General features: G+C 75.4%; 5 protein-coding genes. All 5 read left to right on the top strand.

Features of this window, described 5'->3' with window-relative positions:
• On the top strand, positions 1-1683 hold a 1683-nt coding region (locus tag IEX99_RS22170; protein ID WP_188904407.1), incomplete at its 5' end, for a tape measure protein.
• Positions 1684-1688: 5 nt separating this feature from the next.
• Positions 1689-2375, top strand: a complete 687-nt coding sequence (locus tag IEX99_RS22165; protein WP_188904404.1) for a hypothetical protein — start codon at positions 1689-1691, stop codon at positions 2373-2375.
• On the top strand, positions 2375-2947 hold the full coding sequence (locus tag IEX99_RS22160; protein WP_188904402.1) for a hypothetical protein: 573 nt from the start codon (positions 2375-2377) through the stop codon (positions 2945-2947). The genes IEX99_RS22165 and IEX99_RS22160 overlap by 1 nt, the downstream gene beginning before the upstream one ends.
• Positions 2947-3300 carry a DUF6950 family protein gene (locus IEX99_RS22155; protein ID WP_188904400.1) on the top strand — a complete coding sequence of 118 codons (354 nt, stop codon included), beginning with the start codon at positions 2947-2949 and terminating at the stop codon, positions 3298-3300. The genes IEX99_RS22160 and IEX99_RS22155 overlap by 1 nt, the downstream gene beginning before the upstream one ends.
• A gap of 1 nt (position 3301) precedes the next feature.
• On the top strand, positions 3302-4590 hold a 1289-nt coding region (locus IEX99_RS22150), incomplete at its 3' end, for a phage tail protein (protein ID WP_229678222.1).

The following is a 4590-nucleotide window of genomic DNA, read 5'->3' as shown; positions in this document are numbered from 1 at the left end:
CTCCAGCTGGCCCAGGCGCTGGCCTCGGGCGTGCTGCAGGGCGACGAGCTGCGCTCCATCCTCGAGGCCATGCCGCTGCTGGCCGAGGGCCTGGCGCGCGAGCTCGGCGTCTCCATCGGCCAGCTCCGGCAGCTCGGCTCGGAGGGCCGCCTCACCGCCGAGCGCGTCTTCCCCGCCCTGCTGCGGGCGACCGAGCGGCTCGGCGCCGAGCTCGACAAGGCGCCGCTCTCGCTCGGGCGCGCCTTCGGGCAGCTGACGGCCGCCACGGAGAACTTCCTCGGCCAGCTCGACCGCGCCATCGGCCTGTCCAACGCGCTGGCCCGGGCGCTGTCGGCCGCGGCGCGCGCCGTGGACGGGGTGCGCCAGGGTGCCGGGCTGCTGGGCGAGGGCGAGCGCCTCGCCGGCCTGCGCCGCCAGGCCGAGGCGCTCTCGGCGCAGATCGGTCGGCTGGAGAGCGAGCAGGACGGCCGCGACAGCCTGCGCGCGCCGGTCCGCCGCGGCAGCATCCGCCCCGGCCTGGTCGGCGCCGCCGAGCGGCAGGCCGGCGTCGACAGCCGGGCGCGGCTGGAGGAGCTGCGCCGCGACTACTTCGCCACCCTCGCCGAGATCGACACCGCCGAGCGGGAGTCGCTCAACCGCCGCCTGGAGGAGCAGGAGCGCGCCGGCCAGGCCGCGGCCGACGCCCGCCGCCGCCGCGCGACGCAGGACGTCCAGGAGCTCACCCGCGACCTCGACGACCGGTTCCGGATCAACCGGGAATACGAGGAACGCGTGCGCCGGCTGCGCGAGGCCGAGGCGGCCGGCGCGGTCACCGCCGCCGAGCGCACCCGCCTCGAGGCCCTGGCGCTGCAGGAGCGCGACGAGGCGCTGCGCCGGCTGGAGCCGCGCGTCGCCGCGGTCCGGCGCGCCAGCAACGAGGGTGCCCGGGAGGCGCGCGAGGCCGAGCGCCAGCTGAACGACCTGCTGCGCGAGCGCGAGCGGCTGATCCAGGACAACGAGACCGCCTACGAGCGCTACCAGCGCCGGCTGGAGCGGCTCGCCGACCTGGTGCAGCGCGCCGAGCGCGCCGGCCGGCCGATCCCGGACGAGACGATCGGCCGGGAGGCGCAGCGCGCGCTGGAGGACCTGGAACGCGCCGAGGAGCGCGTGCAGCGGGGCGCGGAACGCACCGCCGACACGGTCCGCGACCTTGGCCTCACCTTCTCCAGCGCCTTCGAGGACGCGATCATCAAGGGCGAGAAGCTGTCCAAGGTCATGGAGGGGCTCCTCCAGGACATCGCCCGCATCATCGCGCGGCGCACCATCACCGAGCCGCTCGGCAACGCCGTCTCGGCCGGCCTCACCAGCCTCGGTGCCGGGAGCTGGTTCGACGGCATCGGCTCGTGGCTCGGCGGGCTCTTTCGGGCCGAGGGCGGGCCCGTCACTGCGGGCCAGCCCTACATCGTCGGCGAGCGCGGCCCGGAGTGGTTCGTGCCGGACCGCGGCGGCACCGTGCTGCCGAACGGCGTCGCGCCAGGTGGCCCGGTCATCCAGCAGACCATCAACATCGACGCGCGCGGTGCCGATGCCGGCGTCGAGGCGCGGCTGCGGCTGCTCGCCGGGCAGATCGCGCGGCAGGCCTCGGCGATGACGCTGGACGCCATCCGCCGCGGCGGCAGCGCCTACGAGACCGTGCGGGGGTAGCCGCCGTGGTCGAATACGCCTGGCCGGAGGCGCTGCGCCCGACGCGGCTGACCTTCTACCTGCAGCACAACACCACCCGCTTCGTCTCGCCGGTCACGCGCGCCACGCAGGTACTGCGGCGCGAGGGCGCGCGCTGGGTCGCGCAGGCGACCTTTGACCCGCTCGACCGCGTCCGCGCCGGCCTCCTCGAAGGGCTGCTCGCGGCGTTGGCCGGTTCGGTGAACACCGTCCGCATCTGGGACTGGCGGCGGGAGTACCGCACCGGCGACCCGCGGAGCCAGGGCGACGTGCCGAGCGGGCCGTTCTCCTACTCGGATGCGACCATCTTCACCGACGGCACCGGCTTCGTGGTGGGCTCGGGCAACCCGGCGCTGGCCGCCGGCGCGCCGCGCGGGGCGCTGGCCATCCAGACCCAGGGCTGGTGGCCGAACGGTGTCGCGGTCGGCGCGGGCGACCTGATCGGCCTGGCGGGGCGGCTCTACATCGCCACCGAGACCGTCACCGCCTCGGGCGCCGGCACCGCCACCATCCCGATCGCGCCGCCGCTGCGCGAGGCGCTGCTGATCAACCAGCCGCTGGTGCTCAGCAAGCCCACCGTCGCCATGCGCCTCGTCTCCGACGACGAGGCCGCCAACCCGACGCGGCCGGGGCGCTTCACCGCGATCACCATCCGCCTCGAGGAAGCTCTGTAGTGTCCGACACGAACGGCACGCCGCGGCTGTCGCCGCATGCCGCCGCCTCCGCCACCTCGCCGGTCGCCGCGCCGGTCGTGCTGGTCGAGCTCGACTTCGCCTCCGGCCCCTTCCGCGCCTGGACCGGGCTCGGCCAGCTGCACTGGGCCGGGAAGGTGTTCGAGGGCGTGGGCTCGATCGGCGCCGTCGGCGAAGTCGAGGAGACGGTCGAGCTGCGCGCCGTGCGGCTGACGCTCGCGCTGTCGCCGGTGCCGCAGGAGGTGGTGGACATCGCACTCGCCGAGCGGAGCTTCCGGCTGCGGCCGGCCCGGCTCTGGGGCGCCCTGCTCGACGCCGAGGGTGCCTTCGTCGCCGACCCGTTCCCGCTCTGGGCCGGGCTGATGGACACGATGGAGGTGACCGACGGCGCCGAGCCGCGGGTCGCGCTCACCTGCGAGAGCCGGCTCGTCGACCTCGAGCGCGCCGAGGTGCGCCGCTACACCGACGCCGACCAGCAGGCCGAGTACCCGGGCGACCGCTTCTTCGAATACGTCCCCGCCCTGCAGGAGGCGGAGATCCGGCTGCCCGCCTAGTGACGCGGCGGCCGGACTGGGCGGTGCGGCTGGCAGCCCTGCTGTCGGCGGTCGACACGCGCCCCTTCGACGCGCATCGCTGGAACTGCGGCCGCTTCGCGCTGGCGGCGGTGGAGGCGGTGACGGGGGAGCGGCCTGCCTTCCGGGTGCAGCCCGATCTGGTCGCCACCGCCGACAGCGCCGGCTTCCCGCGCGTGGCGCCGCTGCTGGCCCGCATGGGCGACGTCGTCCTCGCGCCCGATCCCGACCGCCTCGGCGTGGTGCTCGATGCCGGTCGCGCCGCCTTCGTCGGCCCGCGCGGCTTGCTCCGCGCCCCGCTCACCGCCTGCACCACCGCCTGGAGGATCGGCTGAGATGCCCGCCGCCGTTCCCTTGATCGCCGTCGTCGCCGGCGGCGTTGCCTCCGCCGCGGTCGGCGGCGGCATCCTTGGCGCCATCGTCGGCGCCGGCGCCGCGTTCGTCGTGTCCAGCCTCGGCAACGCGGTCTTCCCGGCGAAGCGCCCCACCGCACCCTCGACCTCGCTCCGCCCGGGCGACGATCCCAGCGCGCCCGGCGCCGGCCGCACCCAGTCCTTCCGCCAGCCGATCACCGAGCACCAGATCGTCTTCGGCCGCTGCAAGGTCGGCGGCCCGATCGTCTTCCTCCACTCCGCGACCGACGAGGCCGGCCGCGCCGATGGCTGGTTCTACGCCGTCGTGGTGCTCGCCGCGCACCGCGTCCGCGCCATCGGCGATGTCTGGCTCGGCGACACGCTGGCGACCGACAGCAGGTTCGCCGGCCTGGTGCGCATCGACCGCCACCTGGGCGACCCCGACCAGGCGGCCAACGCCAACCTGATCGCCGAGACCGGCGGCAAGTGGACCGCGGACCACCGCGGCCGCGGACGCGCCTACGTCGCCGTCCGCCTCAAGATCACCGCCGAGGCCTTCCCCGCCGGCCCGCCGAACATCGCCGCCCTCGTCGAGGGCGCCGACACCATCCTGGATCCGCGCACCGGCGCGACCGGCTGGTCGGACAACCCGGCGCTCTGCCTCGCCTGGTACCTGACCGCGCCCTTCGGCTGGAAGGCGTCCTGGGACGACATCGACATCCCCGCCCTGAGCGCCGCGGCCAACATCTGCGACGAGCTGATCGGCACCCGGGCCGGCGTCACCGAGCGACGCTACACCGTGAACGGCCGCGTCTCGCTCGGCGAGGGCAAGATCGCCATCACCCGCAAGCTCGTCGCCGCCATGGCCGGCGCGCTGGTGGTCTCGGGCGGGCGGTTCTTCATCCATGCCGGCGGGCCCGCGCTGCCGGCCGCCACGCTCACCGCGGACGACCTGCGCGGCGACGTCACCATCCAGGGCAGTCGGCCGCGGCGGGATCTCTTCAACGGCGTCCGCGCCGTCTACGTCGACCCGGCGAAGAACTGGCAGCCGACCGACGCGCCGCCGCTGCTCGCCGCGAACTACGTCGCCGAGGATGGCGGTGAGGCGATCTACCGCGACCTCGAATTCCCGCTGACGACCGCGGTCGCGACCGTCCAGCGGCTGATGAAGGCCGAACTGGAGCGGATCCGCCGCCAGCGCGAGGTGGCATTCCCCGCGAACCTCTCGGCGCTGCGGCTGCGGCCCTGGGACGGGGTGACGGTCGCGCTCGA

This window comes from Caldovatus sediminis (assembly GCF_014644455.1).
GTDB classification, from domain to species: Bacteria; Pseudomonadota; Alphaproteobacteria; order Acetobacterales; family Acetobacteraceae; genus Caldovatus; species Caldovatus sediminis.
This window is presented reverse-complemented; position numbering and strand designations above follow the sequence as displayed.